Origin of the sequence: Zhongshania aliphaticivorans (genome assembly GCF_001586255.1) — a bacterium.
Taxonomy (GTDB): domain Bacteria; phylum Pseudomonadota; class Gammaproteobacteria; order Pseudomonadales; family Spongiibacteraceae; genus Spongiibacter; species Spongiibacter aliphaticivorans.
The window spans coordinates 3,048,514-3,070,592 of sequence record NZ_CP014544.1; the positions used below are offsets into that span (position 1 = coordinate 3,048,514).

At 48.7% G+C, this 22,079-nt stretch carries 23 protein-coding genes and 1 pseudogene; 7 read left to right on the forward strand and 17 right to left on the reverse strand.

The genetic code is table 11. The features are described 5' to 3' along the window. Positions 1-38: 38 nt before the first annotated feature. From AZF00_RS13490 to AZF00_RS13550, 13 genes are all read right to left on the reverse strand, one after another. Positions 39-806: a CpaB family protein gene (locus tag AZF00_RS13490; protein WP_062383973.1), complete on the reverse strand. Its 768-nt coding sequence runs from the start codon at positions 804-806 to the stop codon at positions 39-41. A 342-nt stretch (positions 807-1,148) separates the two neighbouring features. Further along, positions 1,149-1,916 (reverse strand): CpaB family protein, encoded by a 768-nt coding sequence (locus AZF00_RS13495; protein ID WP_062383975.1) that lies wholly within the window; start codon positions 1,914-1,916, stop codon positions 1,149-1,151. Between the two features lie 327 nt (positions 1,917-2,243). Continuing rightward, the gene (locus AZF00_RS13500) at positions 2,244-2,621 is read right to left on the reverse strand and encodes a hypothetical protein (RefSeq protein ID WP_062383978.1); all 378 of its coding nucleotides are present in this window, start codon (positions 2,619-2,621) and stop codon (positions 2,244-2,246) included. 104 nt (positions 2,622-2,725) lie between these two features. Beyond that, complete coding sequence (locus AZF00_RS13505; protein WP_008248521.1) at positions 2,726-3,103, reverse strand: hypothetical protein; 378 nt, start codon at positions 3,101-3,103, stop codon at positions 2,726-2,728. Between the two features lie 487 nt (positions 3,104-3,590). Further along, complete coding sequence (locus tag AZF00_RS13510; protein ID WP_008248525.1) at positions 3,591-3,971, reverse strand: hypothetical protein; 381 nt, start codon at positions 3,969-3,971, stop codon at positions 3,591-3,593. Positions 3,972-4,458: 487 nt separating this feature from the next. Continuing rightward, complete coding sequence (locus tag AZF00_RS13515) at positions 4,459-4,836, reverse strand: hypothetical protein (RefSeq protein ID WP_062383981.1); 378 nt, start codon at positions 4,834-4,836, stop codon at positions 4,459-4,461. A gap of 104 nt (positions 4,837-4,940) precedes the next feature. After that, the gene (locus AZF00_RS13520; RefSeq protein WP_008248521.1) at positions 4,941-5,318 is read right to left on the reverse strand and encodes a hypothetical protein; all 378 of its coding nucleotides are present in this window, start codon (positions 5,316-5,318) and stop codon (positions 4,941-4,943) included. Between the two features lie 502 nt (positions 5,319-5,820). Next, complete coding sequence (locus AZF00_RS13525) at positions 5,821-6,198, reverse strand: hypothetical protein (RefSeq protein ID WP_008248519.1); 378 nt, start codon at positions 6,196-6,198, stop codon at positions 5,821-5,823. Positions 6,199-6,302: 104 nt separating this feature from the next. Further along, positions 6,303-6,683, reverse strand: coding sequence for a hypothetical protein (locus AZF00_RS13530; RefSeq protein WP_008248517.1), 381 nt, complete (start codon positions 6,681-6,683; stop codon positions 6,303-6,305). A gap of 357 nt (positions 6,684-7,040) precedes the next feature. Then, entirely contained in the window at positions 7,041-7,796 is a 756-nt protein-coding gene (locus AZF00_RS13535) for a tetratricopeptide repeat protein (protein WP_008248515.1), read from the reverse strand. 1 nt (position 7,797) lies between these two features. Then, positions 7,798-9,777, reverse strand: a complete 1,980-nt coding sequence (locus AZF00_RS13540) for a secretin GspD/PilQ domain-containing protein (RefSeq protein WP_062383983.1) — start codon at positions 9,775-9,777, stop codon at positions 7,798-7,800. Between the two features lie 131 nt (positions 9,778-9,908). After that, positions 9,909-10,187, reverse strand: a complete 279-nt coding sequence (locus AZF00_RS13545; RefSeq protein WP_062383985.1) for an excalibur calcium-binding domain-containing protein — start codon at positions 10,185-10,187, stop codon at positions 9,909-9,911. A gap of 376 nt (positions 10,188-10,563) precedes the next feature. Then, positions 10,564-11,043 carry a hypothetical protein gene (locus AZF00_RS13550; RefSeq protein WP_156474866.1) on the reverse strand — a complete coding sequence of 160 codons (480 nt, stop codon included), beginning with the start codon at positions 11,041-11,043 and terminating at the stop codon, positions 10,564-10,566. A gap of 202 nt (positions 11,044-11,245) precedes the next feature. On the opposite strand from AZF00_RS13550, the gene AZF00_RS13560 reads away from it, so the two are divergent. From AZF00_RS13560 to AZF00_RS13570, 3 genes are all read left to right on the forward strand, one after another. Continuing rightward, positions 11,246-12,016, forward strand: a complete 771-nt coding sequence (locus tag AZF00_RS13560; protein WP_062383990.1) for a glucose 1-dehydrogenase — start codon at positions 11,246-11,248, stop codon at positions 12,014-12,016. Between the two features lie 121 nt (positions 12,017-12,137). Beyond that, a complete protein-coding gene (locus AZF00_RS13565) occupies positions 12,138-12,962 on the forward strand; it encodes a mechanosensitive ion channel family protein (RefSeq protein WP_062383993.1) in 825 nt (274 codons plus the stop codon). A 25-nt stretch (positions 12,963-12,987) separates the two neighbouring features. Continuing rightward, a complete protein-coding gene (locus AZF00_RS13570; RefSeq protein ID WP_062383996.1) occupies positions 12,988-13,725 on the forward strand; it encodes a DUF481 domain-containing protein in 738 nt (245 codons plus the stop codon). 36 nt (positions 13,726-13,761) lie between these two features. Here AZF00_RS13570 and AZF00_RS13575 read toward each other — a convergent pair whose 3' ends face one another. Next, positions 13,762-14,448, reverse strand: a complete 687-nt coding sequence (locus AZF00_RS13575; RefSeq protein WP_062383999.1) for a Crp/Fnr family transcriptional regulator — start codon at positions 14,446-14,448, stop codon at positions 13,762-13,764. A 141-nt stretch (positions 14,449-14,589) separates the two neighbouring features. Here AZF00_RS13575 and AZF00_RS13580 point away from each other — a divergent pair, with 141 nt between their 5' ends. The 3 genes from AZF00_RS13580 to AZF00_RS13590 all read left to right on the forward strand — a co-directional run bounded on the left by AZF00_RS13580 (position 14,590) and on the right by AZF00_RS13590 (position 16,532). Then, positions 14,590-15,345 (forward strand): class II aldolase/adducin family protein, encoded by a 756-nt coding sequence (locus AZF00_RS13580; protein WP_197465659.1) that lies wholly within the window; start codon positions 14,590-14,592, stop codon positions 15,343-15,345. Between the two features lie 24 nt (positions 15,346-15,369). After that, positions 15,370-15,693 (forward strand): Mpo1-like protein, encoded by a 324-nt coding sequence (locus AZF00_RS13585; RefSeq protein ID WP_062384005.1) that lies wholly within the window; start codon positions 15,370-15,372, stop codon positions 15,691-15,693. Between the two features lie 98 nt (positions 15,694-15,791). Beyond that, positions 15,792-16,532, forward strand: a complete 741-nt coding sequence (locus AZF00_RS13590; RefSeq protein ID WP_062384008.1) for a hypothetical protein — start codon at positions 15,792-15,794, stop codon at positions 16,530-16,532. A 7-nt stretch (positions 16,533-16,539) separates the two neighbouring features. Here AZF00_RS13590 and AZF00_RS13595 read toward each other — a convergent pair whose 3' ends face one another. Further along, positions 16,540-17,550, reverse strand: a complete 1,011-nt coding sequence (locus AZF00_RS13595) for a 2-dehydropantoate 2-reductase (RefSeq protein ID WP_062384011.1) — start codon at positions 17,548-17,550, stop codon at positions 16,540-16,542. 59 nt (positions 17,551-17,609) lie between these two features. Next, positions 17,610-20,114 carry a TonB-dependent receptor gene (locus AZF00_RS13600; protein ID WP_231856159.1) on the reverse strand — a complete coding sequence of 835 codons (2,505 nt, stop codon included), beginning with the start codon at positions 20,112-20,114 and terminating at the stop codon, positions 17,610-17,612. 296 nt (positions 20,115-20,410) lie between these two features. Between AZF00_RS13600 and AZF00_RS13605 the strand changes: the two genes are divergently transcribed. Beyond that, positions 20,411-21,634, forward strand: coding sequence for an acyl-CoA desaturase (locus tag AZF00_RS13605; RefSeq protein WP_050985195.1), 1,224 nt, complete (start codon positions 20,411-20,413; stop codon positions 21,632-21,634). 56 nt (positions 21,635-21,690) lie between these two features. Here AZF00_RS13605 and AZF00_RS19635 read toward each other — a convergent pair. Further along, positions 21,691-22,076, reverse strand: a pseudogene (locus tag AZF00_RS19635) (IS4 family transposase); the annotation flags it as partial. Positions 22,077-22,079 lie beyond the last annotated feature (3 nt).

Below are 22,079 nucleotides of genomic sequence, written 5' to 3' on the forward strand. Positions count from 1 at the left end.
TTCAAATTCACTAAGGATCAAGCTATTTTTCACTAAACTTACAGTCGAATATTCACTCTGCTGCGACTCAAACCCGATACTACTTCTATTGAACGGTGGGTTGGCACCGCTCTTACTCGAAGCGGCTGGCCATCCGCCAGGTCATGACTGCCGTGCAGTACCAAGCTCACCTTATCGTTGCTGCCAATGCTGGCAAGCGGGTAAACATCATCTGGGTAGACCGCAACCACCAACGACACGCCGGTTCTACTTCCAGACTTATTCTTGGGCTTTTGCTTAAGCATACTAATCGGGCCGCCGTCAGCCGCAGCCTGTGACTTTGCGCTGCCGTCCATCACCCCAATGAGGCGAACATCCCTCGCCACGGTTCTTACACCACCACGGCCCGTCACCAGTACATCCAGACGATCACCACCGGTCAATTGTGAGTGCGGAATACCGCCAGCATTGGGGATCAGGGTGTATAGCACCCGTCCCTCGGGAATCGCTTGTGCCAGGGTTTTGCGGGCTGGCGCTGGAGCAATATCGTCGGGCTTAAACGTGTCACCCTCTTTTTTAGCAATTTTAAGGCGCTTACCAAACAAAGAGCGCGGATCGGACATAACATTAGCGCCGTCACTAATTCTCGCCTCTTTAAGCATATTGGGCATTATCACCGCGCCCGCGGCAATATCGCCTCCCGCTACCCAACCTGGCTCAGTGGTCATCCTGTCAACCTGACGAAGGCCCAGTACCGACGCCAACATGCTTGATGCAAAGAACAGAATTAATGATGCTGTTGCGCTGCCTGTTAGTTTGCGTTTCATGGTATTTCTCCGATTCTGTAGTCTGGCATTTACTGTATGCGGTGTGAAAGTCGTATCAACTTTCCTATTACAGTATGTATTGCAGCCAACGTGCCAGCTTCAGAAAACGGCCTGACAATATATTATCTTTATAAATTTCAATAAGTTAAGAGGACATAAACAACAAGCTTAGGGGAATTGCTTTTGCATTTTGCAATTATTTTTCTATTCGACCGGATTTTTCGCATTTTGCAATGCATTCCAGAATACTCTCCCCAGCTTCAGCACCTTAATTCGCTTAAGGTACTTATATGGTTCGCAAAAATGGAACACGCAGCGCCATTCAACTCGCCTATGTCGTTATCATAGACGGATATGCACCTTGCTGCGACTCAAACCCGATACCACTTCTACCGAACGATGAGTTGGTACCGCTCTTACTCGAAGCGGCTGGCCATCCGCCAGGTCACGGCTGCCGTGCAGTACCAAGCTCACCTTATCGTTGCTGCCAATGCTGGCAAGCGGGTAAACATCATCTGGGTAGACCGCAACCACCAACGACACGCCGGTTCTACTTCCAGACTTATTCTTGGGCTTTTGCTTAAGCATACTAATCGGGCCGCCGTCAGCCGCAGCCTGTGACTTTGCGCTACCGTCCATCACCCCAATGAGGCGAACATCCCTCGCCACGGTTCTTACACCACCACGGCCCGTCACCAGTACATCCAGACGATCACCACCGGTCAATTGTGAGTGCGGAATACCGCCAGCATTGGGGATCAGGGTGTATAGCACCCGTCCCTCGGGAATCGCTTGTGCCAGGGTTTTGCGGGCTGGCGCTGGAGCAATATCGTCGGGCTTAAACGTGTCACCCTCTTTTTTAGCAATTTTAAGGCGCTTACCAAACAAAGAGCGCGGATCGGACATAACATTAGCGCCGTCACTAATTCTCGCCTCTTTAAGCATATTGGGCATTATCACCGCGCCCGCGGCAATATCGCCTCCCGCTACCCAACCTGGCTCAGTGGTCATCCTGTCAACCTGACGAAGGCCCAGTACCGACGCCAACATGCTAGATGCAAAAAACAATACCAATGATGCTGTTGCGCTGCCTGTTAGTTTGCGTTTCATGTTAAACCTCATTAATTTATTTCATGTACTAATAATTTTTCGACACATTAATCGTCGCTTCTAATACAGGTAAAGCAATTTTCTAGCCAACAGAGAACGTAACTATAAATAGTTAAATATCAGTAGCTTAAAGAACATTTAACGAGGACCTGCTGCTCTGAAATAAACTTTCTCAATCATGAATTGCAAAATGAAAATCAAATTAATCAACAGACTTCAGCCTCACCCTTAGGGCTCCTCAAAATAAAAAGCAATGGCGCCTAAGGCACCATTGCTTTTATGAATTAAAACCCTAGCACTAAGGCCAAGGTATTTAGGAACTAAACCTTACAAAGGCGAAGTCTGCAAACCGGCGCTAGAAGCCTGGGCATCAGCAGTGTCACCTGTTGGGCCTTCGTCATTGTCAATAGTGAAGGTGAAGCCAGTGTCGTCGCCAGCCAAAGTATCAACTGCGTCATCAAAACCTGAACCAGCAATAACCGCAGTGTTCTGGTTGTTCTTAATGCCGTCAAAGGCGTAGCTTTGATCCAGGGCGCCAATCGCTTCGGCAACATCTTCCATTTCGGCGTTAACAGAATCGCGCATGGATACTAGGCCTACGATCATGCCGACAACCATAGTCGTGGTCAGAAGAACCAACTCAGTGGTCATGATGAAACCGCCCTGCTTCTTGTTACGGATGCTTGATTTGCTTTGAATCTTCATAATGTTCACCTGTTTATTTAAGAGTAGTTTTAAAATTTCGTATCAGTGTTTGGAGCTTGAATTCGTTTAAGCCTTAGCGCCCTCAGGCGCTAAGGAGGCCGCCCTTAGAGAGGCGAAGTCTGCAAGCCGGCGCTAGAAGCCTGGGCATCAGCAGTGTCACCTGTTGGGCCTTCGTCATTATCGATAGTGAAGGTGAAGCCAGTGTCGTCGCCAGCCAGTGCATCAACTGCATCATCAAAGCCTGAACCAGCAATAACCGCAGTGTTCTGGTTGTTCTTGATGCCGTCAAAGGCGTAGCTTTGATCCAGGGCGCCAATTGCTTCGGCAACATCTTCCATCTCGGCGTTAACTGAGTCGCGCATTGATACTAGGCCTACGATCATGCCAACAACCATAGTCGTGGTCAGAAGAACCAACTCAGTGGTCATGATGAAACCGCCCTGCTTCTTGTTACGGATGCTTGATTTGCTTTGAATTTTCATAATGTTCACCTTTAATAATGTAGAAATAGTTAAGCGTTAATTTAATGGTTTGGCGAAATTCGTAGATCTCTACCAGACCGTTTCTGAATTTCTGATTAATAGATTGCAGGTGACGTGCCAGACTGAATGAGATCGCGATAATTTATTTTTTATTTTTACAAATCAGTATCTTACGACAAACCAAAACACAGAAAAGTCGAATACATTAGCTCATCAATCACGAATAATTCGCGCCTAAAGCAGGGTGAATTGCATTTTGCAAAGCGGTTTAATTATTCGCTTGTAAATTTCGCAGCGAAGACAGAAAGCAAGTCTAAGAGGCGCACCTAAACAGCGACGTTCGAGCCAAGGAGTGAGGCTAGCCGCTTGATATTTATCCCAAACCAACAGCAAAAAAGCGATGCGGCCAAAGGCTGCATCGCTTTTTAATTGCTTTTTAATTGCTTGTTAAGCCCCAGTCCTAAGGCCGGGGCTTTAGTACTAAACCTTACAAAGGTGAAGTCTGCAGACCAGCGCTAGATGCCTGAGTGTCAGCAGTGTTAGTGCTACCTGGGCCTTCGTCTGAGTCAACTACAAAGGTGAAGCCAGTGTCGTCGCCAGCCAGTGCATCAACTGCATCATCAAAGCCTGAACCAGCAATAACCGCAGTGTTCTGGTTGTTCTTGATGCCGTCAAAGGCGTAGCTTTGATCCAGGGCGCCAATCGCTTCGGCAACATCTTCCATCTCGGCGTTAACAGAATCGCGCATCGATACTAGGCCTACGATCATGCCAACAACCATAGTCGTGGTTAACAGAACCAACTCAGTGGTCATGATGAAACCGCCCTGCTTCTTGTTACGGATGCTTGATTTGCTTTGAATCTTCATAATGTTCACCTTTAATAATTTAAAAATAGTTAAGCGTTAATTTAATGGTTTGGCGAAATTCGTAGATCTCTACCAGACCGTTTCTGAATTTCTGATTAATAGACTGCAGGTGACGTGCCAGACTGAAGACAATAGCGATAATTTATTTTTTATTGTTAAAAAACAATAGCTTACTGAAACATAGACCTTTGCCAAATGAAATTCAGAGCGGCACCAGAACAAGGAAATTAGCGCCTAAACGAATATGATTTTCATTTTGCGAAGCGGTATAAATGTTCGCGTGTAAATTTCGCAGCGAAGACAGAAAGCAAGTCTAAGAGGCGCACCTAAACAGCGACGTTCGAGCCAAGGAGTGAGGCTAGCCGCTTGATATTCATCCCAAACCAACAGCAAAAAAGCGATGCGGCCAAAGGCTGCATCGCTTTTTAATTGCTTTTTAATTGCTTGTTAAGCCCCAGTCCTAAGGCCGGGGCTTTAGTACTAAACCTTACAAAGGTGAAGCCTGCAGACCAGCGCTAGATGCCTGAGTGTCAGCAGTGTCACCTGTTGGGCCTTCGTCATTATCGATAGTGAAGGTGAAGCCGGTGTCGTCGCCAGCCAGTGCGTCAATCGCGTCATCAAAGCCTGAACCAGCGATAACCGCGGTGTTCTGGTTGTTCTTGATGCCGTCAAAGGCGTAGCTTTGATCTAGGGCGCCAATTGCTTCGGCGACATCTTCCATTTCGGCGTTAACAGAATCGCGCATGGATACTAGGCCTACGATCATGCCGACAACCATAGTCGTGGTCAGAAGAACCAACTCAGTGGTCATGATGAAACCGCCCTGCTTCTTGTTACGGATGCTTGATTTGCTTTGAATCTTCATAATGTTCACCTGTGTATTTAAAAGTAGTTTTAAAATTTCGTGTCAGTGTTTGGAGCTTGAATTCGTTTAAGCCTTAGCGCCCTCAGGCGCTAAGGAGGCCGCCCTTAGAGAGGCGAAGTCTGCAAGCCGGCGCTAGAAGCCTGGGCATCAGCAGTGTCACCTGTTGGGCCTTCGTCATTATCGATAGTGAAGGTGAAGCCAGTGTCGTCGCCAGCCAGTGCATCAACTGCATCATCAAAGCCTGAACCAGCAATAACCGCAGTGTTCTGGTTGTTCTTGATGCCGTCAAAGGCGTAGCTTTGATCCAAGGCGCCAATTGCTTCAGCAACATCTTCCATCTCCGCGTTAACTGAGTCGCGCATTGATACGAGGCCTACGATCATGCCGACAACCATAGTCGTGGTCAGAAGAACCAACTCAGTGGTCATAATGAAACCGCCCTGCTTCTTGTTACGGATGCTTGATTTGCTTTGAATCTTCATAATGTTCACCTTTAATAATTTAAAAATAGTTAAGCGTTAATTTAATGGTTTGGCGAAATTCGTAGATCTCTACCAGACCGTTTCTGAATTTCTGATTAATAGATTGCAGGTGACGTGCCAGACTGAAGACAATAGCGATAATTTATTTTTTATTGTTAAAAAACAGCAGCTTATGTAAAACAAAACATATTCTTAACAGAATCTAAAAGCGAACCAGCGGGAGGAGACTACGACCTAAAGCAATGTGATTTTCATTTTGCGAAGCGGTTTAATGAGAATTGTTTGTTACGCCCACCTCAGCCTGCAGAGGATTTCTGGCTTTATGTATTCAAAGCTTGTGAGACAAGGCAGTAGAAGGGCCTTTACGGCCTCCTGGGCTAAATAAACACGCTTAAGCGCGTCATCGAACCAACAAAAAAAGCGATGGCGCCCTTGGGCGCCATCGCTTTTCAATTGCTTATTGAAATTTTAGCACCTGATTCAGGCGCTAAGGTGCTCGTCCTTACAGAGGAGCGGTCTGCAAGCCTGCGCTAGATGCCTGAGTGTCAGCAGTGTTACCTGTTGGGCCTTCGTCATTATCGATAGTGAAGGTAAAGCCAGTGTCGTCGCCAGCCAAAGTATCAACTGCGTCATCAAAGCCTGAACCAGCAATAACAGCGGTGTTCTGGTTGTTCTTAATGCCGTCAAAGGCGTAGCTTTGATCCAAGGCGCCAATTGCTTCAGCAACATCTTCCATCTCCGCGTTAACTGAGTCGCGCATTGATACGAGGCCTACGATCATGCCGACAACCATAGTCGTGGTCAGAAGAACCAACTCAGTGGTCATAATGAAACCGCCCTGCTTCTTGTTGCGGATGCTTGATTTGCTTTGAATCTTCATAATGTTCACCTGTTTATTTAAGAGTAGTTTTAAAATTTCGTGTCAGTGTTTGGAGCTTGAGTTCGTTTAAGCCTTAGCGCCCCCAGGCGCTAAGGAAGCCGCCCTTAGAGAGGCGAAGTCTGCAAACCGGCGCTAGAAGCCTGAGTGTCAGCAGTGTTAGTGCTACCTGGGCCTTCGTCTGAGTCAACTACAAAGGTGAAGCCAGTGTCGTCGCCAGCCAGAGCGTCAATCGCGTCATCAAAGCCTGAACCAGCAATAACCGCGGTGTTCTGGTTGTTCTTGATGCCGTCAAAGGCGTAGCTTTGATCCAGGGCGCCAATTGCTTCGGCAACATCTTCCATCTCGGCGTTAACTGAGTCGCGCATTGATACTAGGCCTACGATCATGCCAACAACCATAGTGGTGGTTAACAGAACCAACTCAGTGGTCATGATAAAACCGCCCTGCTTCTTGTTGCGGATGCTTGATTTGCTTTGAATCTTCATAATGTTCACCTTTAATAATTTAAAAATAGTTAAGCGTTAATTTAATGGTTTGGCGAAATTCGTAGATCTCTACCAGACCGTTTCTGAATTTCTGATTAATAGATTGCAGGTGACGTGCCAGACTGAAGGTGATCGCGATAATTTATTTTTTATTGTTATAAAACAGCAGCTTACTGAATTAAAAACCTTTACCCAATGAAATTCAGCGTGACACCAGAACAAGAAAATTAGCGCCTAAACCAATGTGGTTTTCATTTTGCAACGCGGTTTAAGTAAAATTAATGGAATTGCTTTTTGAAGATCAAAAAAAAGGGCCAAGCATTTAGCTTGGCCCTTCTAGTAAGGCAACAACAATGATCACCTTCTTACGTTATAGCCTCGACCATCGGCTAGCGCGCGACAGCTCTCATGCTCGGTGAGACCGATCAACCGTGCCGACGGTGCTTGGAAGTCTGGCCGCTGCTCTATGGACATCAAATACAAACTACAGGCGCCTTTCCAATCTTTACGCGCCTCGCGAATCAAGCCTTGGTGATAGGAGAGACGCCAGCCCGGCGCACCTAATCTACCTGCCGCACTCAGTGCCTTAGCGGCTTCGTCGTATTTGCCTTCTATATAATAGGTTGAGGCCAATGCTTCGCGCAGCTCAAAGTTTGATGGGCTGATAATAATCTGCTTTTGCAGCACCGCTCTAGCGCGCGCGGTATTACCCTCTTCCAACGCAATTTTAGTCCGTAGTATTGCCGCTTCAGGGTGTGGACCTCGATCAGCCAACAACTGGTCTAGGGTAAATTGTGCCTTGTCTGGGCGTCCAGCCTGATATTGCATGGTGGCATTAGCCATCATAATCCGCGGATGGTTCGGAAACTCAATACCCAGGCGCTCCACCTCACGCTGAATCCGTTCGCAATCTGTGGTCGCACTATAGGCATTCCATAATTCATTGCAGGAATTACCGAAGTCGTCTGTTTTTTCATACATCGCCAACATTTGGTTTAAGCGAGTATCTGGATCAGGATGCGCATCTCGGTGCTGATCCATCGACACACAGCCCGTCATAATAAACGCGGTGGCAAGCAACAAAGTGCGTACGCTGTTGTTAAGTAATGTCATTTTATTTCTCCCGTCCATTGCTGTAGTTGCGCGTTCCTTTAGGCGGCACAACTAGGCTACGCAGTAACAATTCGGTATTTGCAGGGAATTGCCACAGGGCCACTTCATGTTTTGGTTCACGAACAATCGTGGGGGTAACCACAATAATGAGTTCGCGATCACTGTCATTTTTGCTCGATGATTTAGCCAAGTTGCCAAGCACTGGCACGCTACTCAAACCCGGTGTGTGACTTTCATTATCTGATACGTCACGGCTTACCAAGCCACCGATAATCAAAGGCTGACCGTCAATCAAGCGAGTAGAGGTATTAATTGTCCGCACATTAAAGGCGGTACTATTCAGCGTTGACCCCGTACTGCCAGCAATATCCTGAGTCAACTTGGTATCAGGCATAGAGATGGTGGGGCGCAAATCTAAGGTGATTTTGTCGTTTTCACCCACCATGGCACGCACCTCTAGCTCAACACCAAAGGATTTAAAATCGGTACCGCTAAACACACCGGCGGCATTACTGCCCACGCTGTCGTCACCCGACAAACCTGAGGGAGCAAAGGCACGGGGCACTGGCACTTCGCCACCGGCGCGGAAGGTTGCGGTTTCACCGGCAAGCACAGTCAAGGTTGGACGTGACAAGGTGCGTGAAATACCCTCTTCTTCTAAGAGCGAGAATAAAAGGTCGAAGGCCATATCACTGCCACCTACCTGGATATTTCCAAGTAAGGTGCCGCCTAAAACCTGAAGCGCCGTTTCTACTTGAGATGCGCCAGTGGCTCGCTGCGAAGAGCCATTTAAACCAAATACCGTACTGTTGTCGTAGCCATTGCTGACCGCGGTCAAATCTGGACGCCAGCTTTTAAGACGGCTGCGACTAATTTCATGCATTTGCACCGAGACGCGTACCTGAGGCAGGTCGCGGACGTCGATCATTGACAAGATTCGACCACCGCCAACCGAAACCAAGGTTGAGCGACCAATGTTTTTACTCAGTTCATTACCAAGGCCACCGCCGCCACCCAGGCTATTGCCGCCACTTTGACCATTACCACCGCCAAAGCTATTGTTGCCACTACTGCTCCGGCCGCCAGTTAATCCACCAGACTCATTGGTGATTGCACGCATATCACTCTCGGCGTCTTGCCCCGTAAATAAGCGAGAGGCAATATTCAAAACCCGAGTGAGTACAACTTGATTCTCAACAGAACCTGCAAGGATAAGGGTATCTTCCAAATTATCTTGCAGGTCTCCGCGCTGAATCCGGCGAATAGTCACGTCCTCACCACCGATACCCGCGATAGCGCTTTTCAGCTTTTCAGTTATATTTAAGGGCAGGGTTTCAACTTGAATTAAGTTAATTACGGTCGCGCCACCGCGAATGGCATTACGTGGCGACTTATTCGCCGCAGACTGCACGCGGAAATTAGAATCTTGAACCGCTGCACCCAAGCCAGAAGATTGCATTAGCACGTCGACGTTACCGCGGCTGCCACCTAAACCCACATCTAAATAATTACGTGCTGCGCTTTCAGCCGCCATCCGAAAATCGACAGTGGGCACTTTGCCGCGCAACACCAACGCTGCACGGTCTGGCGCCAACTGGATGCGAATATTGCGATGGATATCGCTCAAGGCACTGCGAAGTACCGAAAGATCCTCTACGACACTAAACAGAAAGGTTTCGCTGCTACCGTCGGTATACCAAACCATAATACTGGTTCGACCTACTTTTTTAGCCAGTGCCAAAACTTCGTTAGCACCAAGTACCTCGACCTGCATAGTGGACTCTTGGCCAACCGCTACTCGCTTCAATGTCTTTTCAAACACTAGACGAGAATGAGTCCACTGCACTAGCTCGCGAGTGCGGGCAGACTGACGACCGTCTGCGGTTTCAACAAACTTCAGTCCGTTTTCAGGCAGCGCACTGACTGGCGCGGCCACTGCAAGTAGCAGTGCAATAACAACTGCATTCCACTTAAACTTCATTCCCTTATCCTCCAAATTACCCTGTGGTGATTGATTGTTGTCACAAGGTAAAAACCGATGAGACTTCTTGGTCGCTCTCAATTTATAGTTCAATTTTTGTCACTTAATTGAGCAAACGAGATGTAATTCACTTAAAAAACCGGTTCTGCACATTTTTTGGCGGTAATGAAATCGCCGTTAATCTGATAAGCAGTGGGGCAGCCCTCAGTGCTTACGCTGCTACCTCGGGGCGTTTTGGGACACAAATCACCAAAATCTAATACACCGTCGCCATCGCTGTCTAAATAGGCATTCGCTGCCCCATACTCAGACTGCTGACCATAGCTATAATGAACGTCACTGTGATTAACGGCATGAAATTCACTGCACCCGGTGATTAAACCCACTAATACTACTGCTACTATTTTCATCGCTCTCTACCTGTATCGCCTGAACCGACGTCATGCCAGCAAACTTTAATTTGATACAAGGTTATTTGCAGAAAACGAGCCATTATTCCCAAACTGCGAATAAGTAATATTTTTTATTATATTTCAACATCTTAGAAATTCAGCACGGCTAAGCGGGAAATACCAAATAATAATAGACGGTTAATTTGGCGTTAACTCGCAAAAGTATTCGCAATTTGCAATTCAAGATGGCAGTCGCAGGGAGCTCGATTAAGGGGACGGCGCTAATAGCTACCTTACAGGCACTACAACACACATATCTAGCTGATTTTATTATTATTTGCGAACACAGTATTTAATACACAGATAGGGCCACTAACAAAATAGGCACTCGTCATTAATGTACGCACCTGCACAGTAGGCGTCGAGTCTCCTGCTCACAAGCGACAAGTAAGTCCGCCTCCCCAACCGCCTCATAATGACGAGACAGCATTTGCAAAGATATCTCAATATTCCGATGCAATGGCAATTCAGCCCCTTGCGCGCTACGTAAAATAGCCAAAAGGCGATGATGTACCTCCAATAAACAGTGCCGCTGCAACTGAGTTTCGCCGCAGTGACGCAAGCACTCCGCTAAAAAATGCCCCGACAGCATAAAGCGATCTAAACAAGGTAGGTCCGGTGCCCACGCGCGCTTAAGCAATAAGTCACTCAATTCATAGCTAGGCCCTAAATACCTCAGGGCCACCAACCATTCTTTATTGCTAAAGGCCTCCCGGCCGGCCTCCATCCATTCATCCCAGCGGATCTCCGCGACCGCCTGATTGCGCAGCAGTTGCTGACGGTGAGACTCACATAAAAATCGCATTGCCATCATCACTCTCCATTAATCGATCAAGCTCAATACTAAATGATAATCATTATCATTTAAACAGCTAAATGCAAGCGGAGTAAAAACGTCAGCTAGCTGAGCGAAATTACCATTGACCCACCGGGAGGCAATCGCGAGGCTATGGCCAGCAGAAGCCCTCGTGCTCATGGGCTGCACACACAAATGGTTACCGTAAAAGGATAAGAACATGGCTATACAAGATTTGTTTTCTCTCCAGGGCGAGGTCGCGATTATTACCGGCGCGGGCCGCGGTATTGGTCGCGCCATTGCAATTGCTTTTGCTCAAGCAGGCGCATCTGTCGTGTGCGCCGCGCGCACCCAAGCTGATATTGACGATACCGCCGCGCAATGCCGCCAGGCGGGTGGCAAAGCCCTCGCCATTAGCTGCGACGTAAGCAGCGAGGACGATTTAGCCAAGCTGGTACAGAGCAGTCTCGAACAGTTTGGCAAAATCAGTATCTTGGTCAATAACGCGGGGGGCGCCTATCCTAACGATCCATTAAAAACCGACGCTAAAGCGTTTAATCGCGACTTTAATTTTAATGTAACCAGTGCATTCACTCTTACCCAGCTTTGCCAGCCTTCACTTTTGGCCAGCAGAGGCAATGTTATTAACATTACCTCTGCTGTAGCACGCTATTGTCAAGCCGGTTTCAGCAGCTATGGCACGGCCAAAGCTGCACTGACCCAAATGACAAAACTATTGGCGGCCGATTTCGCCCCAGACATTCGCGTCAATGCCGTTGCCCCTGGCACCATACTCACCGAAGCCCTCGGCCAATTTCTCAATACCGAAATCCAAGAAAAAATGACCGCCCTCACGCCACTCAAGAGCTTGGGGCAACCGCAAGATATTGCTGCTGCAGCCCTGTTCTTAGCCTCTCCCGCCGCGCGTTGGATAAGCGGTAAAATAATTGAAGTCGACGGTGGTGCCGAGTCAACAACCTGGCCCTTTTAAACTGAGTCCAGCATAAATATGACCGTTGCCCTCACGCTGATTCGCGGCATGGCCATTGTGGTAGGGTTCCCGTCCATGTTTATAATTAGGGTTAAATTCACTAGAGATCAACTGGAGATGTATGGACTCTAAAGAAATTCAGCTACTTATTGAAGAATACGGTCCCGACGCTGCAGCAATAGGCTTACAGGTTGCTGGCGCCTTAGCCATGATCCTCATTGGCTATTGGATAGCCAAGTTTGTATCAAGCGTCATTAAAGCCGCTATGGCGAAGCGCAACATTGACTTAACCCTGACCAACTTTATTGGCAAACTGGTTTTTTTCATACTCTTTGCACTGGGCGCCATTCCAGCTTTAGCTCACGCCGGAATTCAAACCGCCTCCGTGATTGCTGCACTGGGTGCCGCAGGCCTAGCCGTTGGTTTAGCCCTGCAGGGTTCTCTGGCTAACTTTGCCGCAGGTGTGCTGCTTATTGCCTTTCGGCCTTGTAAAGTGGGCGACTGGGTCGATGCCGGCGGTTGTTCAGGCACCGTTGAAAGTATCAGTTTGTTCTCTACTATTTTGCTCACCGGCGACTACAAGCGAATAGTGATTCCCAATTCAAAAGTAATGTCGGATGCGATCACCAACTACAGCGTGATGCCCCGGCGCCGTATCGATCTTGTGGTGGGTATCTCCTATGACGCCGATATGCGTCTAGCCAAGGAAATTCTACAAAAACTGGTTGAGGCGGACACCCGTATTCTTAAAGACCCCGCGGCCACAATTGTCGTGTCGGAGTTAGGTGACTCGTCGGTGAACCTGCTCTGTCGCCCCTGGGTAGCCACCGCTGATTACTGGCCCACACGCTGGAAACTAGTAGAAGATCTCAAAAATGCCTTTGACACTGCTGGCATCGGCATTCCCTACCCGCAGATGGATGTTCACTTCCACAAAGAGTCTTAATTTTACATTTCAAGTAAGGACAACAATGACCAATATAAAGACAAGTAAGGTGGCCGCACTGGCTGCCTTGCTAGGCACCAGTACAGCATTTGCTCAAACCAACCAAACAGACTTCTGGAACGGCGATGTCGAATTCGGCTACTTCCAGCTCGAGGGTAATAGTGAAGAGTCGAGCGTTATCGCTAAGACCGACGCCAAGCGAGTCAATGGCCAGTGGACCTACGATATTGCTGCCGAGGCACAAAATAGCGAAGCCGCTGGCGTGCGTTCAGCAGAAAAATATGCACTGAGCAACCGGCTGGCCTATGACTTCAGTGAGTTTAATTACAGTTTTGGCTATGCGTCGGCCACCAAAGATCGCTTTAGCGGCTATGTGTATCAGGCAACCATCGCCGGTGGTTACGGTAGACGACTGTTAAAAACCCCTAAAATGACGTGGGACGCAGAAATCGGTCCTGGTTTCAGGGTAAGTGAATTTGAAAATGGCAGTGCAGCGGGTGACGGGCAGGTATCTGAAGCCATTTTACACCTGTCCACCGAATTTAAAGCCGCCGTATCGGAAACCGCCACCTTTGTACAAAAACTGAGTGCAGAAGCGGGCGACGAGAATACCGTCACCAAATCCGTAACCTCGTTAAAGACAAAAATCGTCGGCGGACTGGGCCTCAAACTCAGCTACACCCTGACCTACAACGAAACCGTGCCTACCGGCACTGTGCACATGGATCGTGAAACAGCGGTCACTCTGGTCTATAACTTCTAAGTTCTATAGCGCGGCGGCGCCGCGCTATTCACGCTGTTATGCACGTTCCCGCTCCAACGCCGCCTTATCGAGTACCCGCAACTTCCCGTAACTCAATTCTATAACGCCCTCCGTTTCGAGACGCTTTAACTCTCGGCTTATGGCCTGACGAGACACGCCCAGCATTTTTGCTAGATCCTCCTGAGGCAAATGCACGTCAATTAGGCGACCAATGCCGCCATCGTCAACGCCATAAAAAGTCAGCAATTCTAAAATTCGCTGAGCCAAACGCTCGGTTAGGGAAAATAGCGCAGCGCCTTCCACGTAGCTTAATGCCAACCGCAGTTTGCGGCAGAGCATGGGAATAAAATGTTGATACAGTTCAGGGCGTGCTGTCAGCAGCGAATCGAATTTGGCGCGGGGCAAAAATAGTACCGCGCCTTCCCCCACAGCGAATGCATCGTGACTGCGCGGCAGGCCATCTAGCAGAGAAATTTCGCCAATCCAATCACCCGGCTCAACTAACATAACCAGTAATTCCTTGCCGTCCTTACTGGTATTACTCAAGCGCACTCGTCCCTGAATTACGCCAAATAAGCCATCCCCTTCATCGCCCTGACTATACAGGCACTCGCCGTCGGCAAGCGTTCGCACCGTGCTCACCACCATTAGCTGCTCAACAACATCGGCTGGCAAACCCGACAGCAACGGGTTGGCTCTGAGTATTTGCCGTTTATCAATCACCTACATATTCCCTCACCAATAAACCCCGATTAACTTAAATACATCAACACTGTCGCCTAGTTGACAGATTTACCCCGTCAAACAGCGTCAAAATGCGCTATAGCTTAAACAAGCCTTAATAAGAGCCGAGGATAAATAACTATGACAATATCACTAAAGGATCAGGTTTCCGAAGCAGAATGGCAATTGCGAGTCGATCTTGCCGCCGCCTATCGCCTTGTGGCCATGTTCGGTTGGGACGACCTAGTGTTCACTCACATCTCTGCGCGTATTCCCGGCCCGGAACACCACTTTTTGATCAACCCCTACGGCATGATGTTCGAGGAGATCACCGCGTCGTCGCTGGTAAAAATTGACCTCAATGGCGAAAAGGTAGCCGACTCTCCCTACCCTGTAAATCCCGCTGGCTTCACCATTCACAGTGCCATTCACCAAGCCCGGGAAGACGCCCAGTGTGTTATGCACACCCATTCATTAAACGGCGTGGCGATATCCGCCCAGCGCGAAGGAATTTTGCCTCTGTCGCAGCAAGCTACTTTGGTATTGGCGAGTCTTGGCTATCATGACTATGAGGGCATTGCCCTCAACGAAGAGGAAAAGCCGAGGTTGGTTGCCAATTTAGCTGACAACACCTTTTTAATGTTACGTAATCATGGCTTACTTACCGTCGGCGCCAATCCTGCTGATGCATTCCTATCGATGTATATTTTTGAAGCCACTTGCATGATTCAGGTAAAGGCATTGGCGGGTAATCGCGATTTAATTCCTATCGATCCGGCCATTGTCGACGGTGTTAAGGAAGCGGCCAAAATTGTCACTGGCGGTTTATTCGGCGGACTCGCCTGGCCAGGACTTTTGCGTAAAATTGACCGCCAAAATCCCGGCTATGCCGAATAATAAACGCAACAACAGGAGCACCTCATGCCTACTGACACAAACGACTTAAAAGTTTTCACCAGCTTTGCTGAATTTTATCCCTACTATTTGGCCGAGCACAGCAACAAAACCTGCCGCCGCCTGCACCTTATCGGCAGCCTACTGGTACTGTCGGTACTATGCACTGCGCTATTTAATCAACAGTGGGGCTTGCTGTGGCTGCTCCCTGTTATCGGCTATGGCTTTGCGTGGGTCGGCCATTTTTTCTTTGAAAAAAATAAGCCCGCCACTTTTAAACACCCGCTTTACAGTTTTATTGGCGACTGGGTATTGGCAAAAGACCTTTTGCTCGGCCGCATACCACTTTAGCCCCAGGGGCTTAACTTCGATATTGCCGGAAAAATATACTATGATGTGGCGCTAACACGGAAAAACCACCCCAAGGTCTCAAAAACAGGGGAATAATAATGATCCGAATAAATGCCACCAGATATTTTTTCTGGCTGTTGAGTTGCTGGGCTTGTATCACGCCGCTTAGTGGCTTTGCGAATATTGATGATTTTCAAGACCGCTATTTTGCCGAAGTCGACGGCAGCACCTGGGCCCTACACATTGATTCCAGCCATACCTTTCAACACCGAGTTACCGCAAAATTGCAGATGGGCAATACCCGAGAGCGCTATTTATTAATAGGCAATATTCGTGGTGACCGTATTACAGGCAGTTACCAAAAGCCTATAGGTATTAGCCACTCGTCTGAGGAACTGCGCTTTGAATTACGTCGCCTAGATAAAAACCAAGTAGAGCTTAGCTTAAGCAATGCCCTTGGAGAAAATTTCAGCAAAATTACAATGAGCGCAGACAATCACAAGAACCCAATTGATACCGCTATTCTGGGTACGTGGTATTCCGTTGCCGAGCCCGGCGCCAGCGCCAGCAATCCTTATCTTGGCGAGGAGTGGGCTATTCGTTTTGGTGCCAATGGCGAACTCTGTGAATCCCTTTATCTCGTCGACACGCGCACGCAAAAAAACCACCAAGATCCCTGTTCGCAACCAGCATCACAACGCTGGAAGGCGGTCGATGGTAAGATTTATACTGCCGCCGGTGAGGACTGGCAATTGCATTTTAACTACCGCCTAATGGGTGGACGCTTAGTAGTCAGCTACCCCAGCGGTAAGCGTCGCGTAGCCAACTTAGCGGAGTAAACGCAACTCATGCTTGGCTTATTAGCGCCCACAATTCTGGGCCGCTAAAATCGCGCCGCCCGCCCTCTTCGGCGCTGTGTATCAAGGCCTTCAAACGCGCATTGGCTGGTGCGGTAAGACCGTGATTCAGCGCCAAACTTAAGACTTCGCCGTTAAGCCATTCAACTTCCGTCTTACGACCCCGCTCCAGATCTTCCCACATAGATGACCGCGCCATTGGATCTATTGCTAACATAGGCTGAGCTAGCCGCGTAAACAAAAAATCAGGTAGCGCAAGAATAAAGGGTAGCACCGACGCGGGAACAGCAGTTAAGCGTTGTAAGGGTATCTCTGCTGCGGTAATTGCGGCTAAGGCCTCGCGTTGCAATAAGCCGAGACAGCGCCGATACGCCCGTTGCGACAACTCAGCTTTTAGCGGCAAACCCGACAGGGCATTGATGGGATTATTGAGATTTAATAATAACTTTGACCACAGTACCGAACGCATATCAGTTTGGGCTTCAAAGGGCGTTCCACTAACGGCCAATGCGGCGCCAAGCTCGGTCACTTCAGCAGCGGCTTCTACCATCACGGCGCCATCGGTGCCCGCGTGAAAACACCCCTTGCCCATCTGCAGTACATTAAACGCAATCATGCCGGCCAACACCTTGGAATTTGGCATGGCTTGACGCAGTATCGCCGCATTAGCGACGCCATTTTGCAGACTAATAATGGTGGTATTCCGCCCCATCACCGGCGCCATTTGTTCAGCTACCGCGGCAGTGTCACCCGATTTAACCGTAACAATAACGACATCTTGCTCGGGCAAAGCACTAAGTTCAGTATAAAAACGCACCTTTTGCGCATCGACCGAATACTTGAGACCACGAAGATCACTGATATGTAAGCCGTGTTCGGCGAGTTCGTCTGCCATACGCGGACGCCCCAACAAACAGACCTCCGCACCCCCCATTTGCAGAGCCGCGCCAATATAGCAGCCAATGCTACCCGCCCCAACTATACCTATGCGCAATGCCATCTAAGCCTCATTTTTGCACGTTATTATTTAATTTATTTGCAATAAAAACACCGCTGCCATTAATAATGGTAGCTCAATTCCAAGCCATAACTACGAGGTTCACCCCACACTACCGCTCGGTCTGCTTGGGGCAAATTATCTATAGCGTATATTTCATACTCTTTATCGAGGAGATTCTTACCCCACAGCGCTATACCCAATTCGCCGTGGGCAAACGCTATCTGCTGAAGGCTTAAGCGCGCATTCCATAATTGATAAGACGGCATAATAGTGAGCGCATTTTGAACATCGCCCCCACCTAGCCGAGTATCCATAAAACTGGTATTTACATTCAAATGTAATTTGGCACTTGCGCCCTGCCAAACATGCCAGTCAAGACTCGCAGTATAGCTATTTTCTGGCGCGGCGGAAAATGCATAACGCTGAGTCACATCGTTACCAAAGCTGTCCCTCACCTCGGTGATTTCAGCATCGAGATAGGCGTATTCCATGCTCATCACTAAGGCGCCGCTCAGTAACGCACTCACATCAAACTCAAAGCCCTGCATACTTGCACTTCCGGCGTTCAACACCTTGGTATCCGCTACCGTGCCATTGAGTAAAAAGTTCATTTGCATGTCGTCAAAATGGGTCTGAAATACGTTGGCATTAAGGCGCAAACGCCCCTGCAACCACTCACTTTTCACACCCAGCTCCGTGCTAAATGCCTTCTCTTCGCCAAAGCCATCCGCAAAGCCAACGCCATAATCAATACTGTCAGACGCGGCGCCTTGATTGCCGTCCAACTGCGGGTCACGGGTATTAAAACCGCCGCTTTTATAGGCTTCAACGCCTTTGGCATAGAGATTAATATTTTCTTGTAACTCATACTCCACCATCGCGCTAAAGGAGTCGTCTTTAAATCGACGCTGTCCAAACACATTGTCAAAACGCCGATCCGCGGGCAAACCACCCCGATTCAAAATAGGCGTAATCAAAGGGCCGAGCACCGCATTTTCGGCAAATGTGGTTAAGGAAAACACTTGGGGATTCCCTGCATCAGGCGTGTACTCAAAGTAAACTTCGTCGCGCTGGTTTTTCAGTGCTTCGCGGCGATCCCGAGAGTGGCGAGCACCTACTGTAATATGCAGAGCATCACCAAGAATGGGTGGCGTCCATCGCAACTGACCAAAGACCGCCGCCGCCGTATTATCAACGTCGTATTTCTGGCTAACAAAATTCACGATATATACATCGTCGGCGCCATCCACCAGCGAATAGAGTTGCAGGTGTAACGGGCTATTGTCTTCTACCGCCGTTTCAGTGAAATAGTATGCCCCCAGCAAGTATTCAAGGCCAATATCCTTAAATTCGCCGGTATATTGAAATTCGTGGGATTGCTGGCTCTGGGTGATTGTCGGCTTAACTAGCGGCGTTGGTCCACCATTGGCCGATTCCGCAGCTGGCCCGTCGTAGCGATGAGAATCAAGACGGTAATCAGGGGAGCCGAGACCACCCCCCAAATCAGTATAAGCGGAGTCAAATAACTCGCGATAGGCCCCAATATATTTAAACTCCCCCACATCTGTACTCGCGCTAACAATCAAGGCGTGGCCTTCGATCTCGCTAACTGACGACTCCAACGGCGCGGTGGTTGCCATGCTGCTAAAGCGATGTTGGCCAAATTTACTGCGCGCCTGTGCACTGCGTTTAATGGCATCCGCCTGGCCTTTATTGCCGTCCTCCGCTGGGGGATTGATAGCCTGAAACATATAGTTATAAGACTCCATATCCGAACGGTCATAACTGTAATCCAGGCGCAAATCAGTGTTTATATCCCAGCTCAGATCAAAACGTGCACCCTGCACCTCCCGGTCACCAAAATCGCCCCCAGGCCCGGTATTTTCTATAAAACCATCACGGCGTTCCGTTAAATAGGCCAGTTTAACGGCGAGGGAATCCGTTATCGGTAGGTTTACGCTTGATTTACTACGAAATAGCGCCCGGTCACCGACACCAATTGTCTGATTGAATTCCAGCTTTTCTGAGTGCGGCCGCCGGGTTAGCAAGTTAATTGCGCCACCGGTGGTATTGCGGCCATATAAAGTCCCCTGCGGGCCCCGCAATATTTCCATTCGGGTTAATTCAGCCACATCCATGGCCGTGCCACTGGAGCGTGCAATATAAACACCGTCCAAATACAAGGCCACAGGTGTGTCTTGGGTCACTTGCACATCACCCAAACCAATGCCGCGAATATAAATGCGCAGGCTAGCGCCATTGATCGGAAATGGCTCTATCGTCAAACCGGGCACTTTACTGGCAATATCTGCTAAGCCGCTAACACCTTCAATCTGCAGGCGCTCTTCGCTAAACACCGTCAGTGATATTGGGGTGTCCTGTAGAGACTCTACTTTCTTGCGCGCACTAACCAGCACCTCCTCTAAACGCAACTGACCGCTCGCAAAGCTAGCATTGCTATAAAGCGTCGACACAAAAAGCAAGACTAGTAACTTTTGCCGACGCGAACCTATGTTATCGCGGGCACTTCTCGTCCCTAGGGTGCGGCCCCGATTTGTGGTCATTGTTAACATGCTACGCGGTTCACTCCCCAAAAATGCATTGCCACTGCGGCACCTGCGTATATGCCGCCAACAATACCATAAGCTTGCCACCAGCGAGGCTTCAAACCTGCGGCTTTTACACATCCGGACAATTCCCGATGGCATCCAACTAACCGGTAATTTACGCTTTTACTCGCATAACAAGTCCGTCTACGTCACAAACGCACATTGTCATCAAGTCGTAACTGTCAAAGACGGATTGCTTTCTATAAAATGAACCAATATATACATTTATTTATCGACGAGGCCCCCCTCCAATGTCTGAAGCGCAACAGCCCGATTGTCCTGTGTCAGAGCAAAAGCCGCCACTGCTGTGGATGCAGAGCATTTTATTTTCTAGCACTCTCCTCATCGCAGCCATTGGCGTGCCATGGTATGGATTCAGCCAAGGCTTCACCTGGGGCGGCTGGCTCGCTTTTATTGTCATACTTGGCGCCAACGGTATGTCAATCACTGCCGGTTACCACCGCTTGTGGGCCCACAATAGCTATAAAGCACACCCTCTACTGAAAATCATGTTCGCCCTTTGGGGAGCTGCAGCGACCCAAAACAGTATTTTAATCTGGGCTTCGGGCCACCGCCGCCACCACCGTCATGTCGACGATATTGATAACGACCCCTATTCAGCAAAGAAAGGCCTGTGGTATTCCCATATTGGCTGGATGCTAAGAGATTACGAAGCGAGCAGCGACGACTTCAGTAATGCCCGCGACCTACAACGCGATAAAATAGTTATGTGGCAACACAACAACTATCTCGCCTTGGTGCTTATTATGAATATTGCACCTGCGGTAATCCTCGGCTTTATCACCGGCAATATGCTGGAAAACATCCTGCTTGCGGGGGTTCTGCGTCTGGTAGTTAGCCACCACACCACCTTTTTTATTAATTCTCTCGCTCACTACTGGGGCCGCCGTCCTTACACCGACGAAAACACTGCCCGCGACAATGATTTTCTTGCGCTACTCACCTACGGCGAGGGCTATCACAACTACCACCATATTTTCCAAAATGACTACCGCAATGGTATTCGCTGGTGGCAATACGACCCCACCAAATGGCTCATTAAAGCCGCCTCATGGCTTGGCCTCACTTGGGACTTACGCAAAGTACCCGATTTCAAAATTCAGCGCGCCATACTCACCATGCAGTTTAAAAAGGCAGAAAGCGCATTACGCCAGAGCAAGGGTGCCGATGCTAAACACTTTGGCGCGTTTCTTGAGCAGGAATACCAACAGTTTTGCGAATATCTCAATGACTGGAGTACGGTAAGCCAATCTTGGATGGAAGCTAAACGCGGGCTCATCAGCGCTCAAAAAGAAGCCTTACAAGAAAATTTCGTCGGCAAGAAAGAGCAACTGCAACTCAACTTCAACCACGCGTGGGAGCACGCAACCCTGCGTACGCGCCTGAAAGAACTGGAATACGCATTAAAAATGCAGCGCAAACGTTTGCAATTGCTTAGCGTGCAAATGGCATAAGGATTTTGAGCCTTAAAAAAGGCGCGCTAGGCCACTGCTGCCCCACAGTTTGACAGTCATAAGACCACCCTCATTTGAGGTTGGTCTTATGAGCGGCGGCGGACCTGGATTAAATATCTCTACCAGCGCTTTCCTCTCAAACAGATCCAGTTGTAACGCTCTCAGCATGCGTTGAACGGTCCACCCTTTTTTCGCACTGGAACGTCCAAATGCCACCAGTAAGTACACGCAGCCAGAGCAATCCATATCTGCGTTAAAACTGTATTCTTTGAGCTGCCGACAAAGACTTTAATCTTAAGGATTTGCTTGATCGCCTTTAAGAACTACTCCACTTTCCATTGGTCCTTATAAATCGCCGCAATCGCTGCTGACAGCGTAAAGTTGTTGTCAGAAATTAATAATGTCGATGTGTTTCAGCATCGCGGTAACCAATTCGACGTACTAA

Excerpts from the sequence above, each read along its gene's own strand:
- AZF00_RS13515 (WP_062383981.1), bottom strand. The coding sequence starts at position 4,836 with ATGAAGATTCAAAGCAAATCAAGCATCCGTAACAAGAAGCAGGGCGGT.
- AZF00_RS13595 (WP_062384011.1), bottom strand. The coding sequence starts at position 17,550 with ATGGCATTGCGCATAGGTATAGTTGGGGCGGGTAGCATTGGCTGCTAT.
- AZF00_RS13505 (WP_008248521.1), bottom strand. The coding sequence starts at position 3,103 with ATGAAAATTCAAAGCAAATCAAGCATCCGTAACAAGAAGCAGGGCGGT.
- AZF00_RS13605 (WP_050985195.1), top strand. The coding sequence starts at position 20,411 with ATGTCTGAAGCGCAACAGCCCGATTGTCCTGTGTCAGAGCAAAAGCCG.
- AZF00_RS13535 (WP_008248515.1), bottom strand. The coding sequence starts at position 7,796 with ATGACATTACTTAACAACAGCGTACGCACTTTGTTGCTTGCCACCGCG.
- AZF00_RS13495 (WP_062383975.1), bottom strand. The coding sequence starts at position 1,916 with ATGAAACGCAAACTAACAGGCAGCGCAACAGCATCATTGGTATTGTTT.
- AZF00_RS13490 (WP_062383973.1), bottom strand. The coding sequence starts at position 806 with ATGAAACGCAAACTAACAGGCAGCGCAACAGCATCATTAATTCTGTTC.
- AZF00_RS13525 (WP_008248519.1), bottom strand. The coding sequence starts at position 6,198 with ATGAAGATTCAAAGCAAATCAAGCATCCGCAACAAGAAGCAGGGCGGT.
- AZF00_RS13585 (WP_062384005.1), top strand. The coding sequence starts at position 15,370 with ATGCCTACTGACACAAACGACTTAAAAGTTTTCACCAGCTTTGCTGAA.
- AZF00_RS13545 (WP_062383985.1), bottom strand. The coding sequence starts at position 10,187 with ATGAAAATAGTAGCAGTAGTATTAGTGGGTTTAATCACCGGGTGCAGT.
- AZF00_RS13580 (WP_197465659.1), top strand. The coding sequence starts at position 14,590 with ATGACAATATCACTAAAGGATCAGGTTTCCGAAGCAGAATGGCAATTG.
- AZF00_RS13510 (WP_008248525.1), bottom strand. The coding sequence starts at position 3,971 with ATGAAGATTCAAAGCAAATCAAGCATCCGTAACAAGAAGCAGGGCGGT.
- AZF00_RS13590 (WP_062384008.1), top strand. The coding sequence starts at position 15,792 with ATGATCCGAATAAATGCCACCAGATATTTTTTCTGGCTGTTGAGTTGC.
- AZF00_RS13520 (WP_008248521.1), bottom strand. The coding sequence starts at position 5,318 with ATGAAGATTCAAAGCAAATCAAGCATCCGTAACAAGAAGCAGGGCGGT.
- AZF00_RS13565 (WP_062383993.1), top strand. The coding sequence starts at position 12,138 with ATGGACTCTAAAGAAATTCAGCTACTTATTGAAGAATACGGTCCCGAC.
- AZF00_RS13600 (WP_231856159.1), bottom strand. The coding sequence starts at position 20,114 with ATGACCACAAATCGGGGCCGCACCCTAGGGACGAGAAGTGCCCGCGAT.
- AZF00_RS13560 (WP_062383990.1), top strand. The coding sequence starts at position 11,246 with ATGGCTATACAAGATTTGTTTTCTCTCCAGGGCGAGGTCGCGATTATT.
- AZF00_RS13540 (WP_062383983.1), bottom strand. The coding sequence starts at position 9,777 with ATGAAGTTTAAGTGGAATGCAGTTGTTATTGCACTGCTACTTGCAGTG.
- AZF00_RS13530 (WP_008248517.1), bottom strand. The coding sequence starts at position 6,683 with ATGAAGATTCAAAGCAAATCAAGCATCCGCAACAAGAAGCAGGGCGGT.
- AZF00_RS13550 (WP_156474866.1), bottom strand. The coding sequence starts at position 11,043 with ATGATGGCAATGCGATTTTTATGTGAGTCTCACCGTCAGCAACTGCTG.
- AZF00_RS13570 (WP_062383996.1), top strand. The coding sequence starts at position 12,988 with ATGACCAATATAAAGACAAGTAAGGTGGCCGCACTGGCTGCCTTGCTA.
- AZF00_RS13500 (WP_062383978.1), bottom strand. The coding sequence starts at position 2,621 with ATGAAGATTCAAAGCAAATCAAGCATCCGTAACAAGAAGCAGGGCGGT.